This window comes from Massilia sp. 01N410, from assembly GCF_056399665.1.
In genome coordinates, this window is the sequence record NZ_JBFTRV010000072.1 from 1 (window position 1) to 458 (window position 458).

At 71.0% G+C, this 458-nt stretch carries 1 protein-coding gene; it reads right to left on the reverse strand.

Annotated features, from left to right (window positions below; translation table 11 throughout):
- On the reverse strand, positions 1-458 hold a 458-nt coding region (locus tag AC1DOP_RS27290; protein ID WP_477254421.1), incomplete at both ends, for a molybdopterin-dependent oxidoreductase.

Below are 458 nucleotides of genomic sequence, written 5' to 3' on the forward strand. Positions count from 1 at the left end.
GACCTTGGCCATCTGCCCTTCCTGCAGCTGCAGGCGGGCGGCATCGTCAGCGTTGAGCACGATGCGCGGGGCGTTGTTGAGCGGATGCGACTGCAGCGCCGGGGCGCGACGGACCACCGCATCGGTGCGGTAGATCGCAGCGGTCGAGGCCACTTCCATGCCCTCGCCCGCCAGCACCGGCTGTGCCGAAGCGGACACCTGCACGTTCACCGGTGCCAGGCTGGCGCGCAGGCCGGCCAGGTCGATGAACTCGAAACCGGCCACGGCCAGCTCACCGCCGAGTGCACGCAGCACGCGCCAGCCCTCGCGGGCCTCGCCCGGCAGCTTGCCGCCGGCACGCGCCGACTGCTCGCGACCATCGAGGTTGGTCAGGGTGGCATCGATTTCCGGCAGCGCACCGATCGGCAGGATCACGTCGGCAACGTCGCGGGTCGAGGCGCAGGCGAACTGGCTGAAGG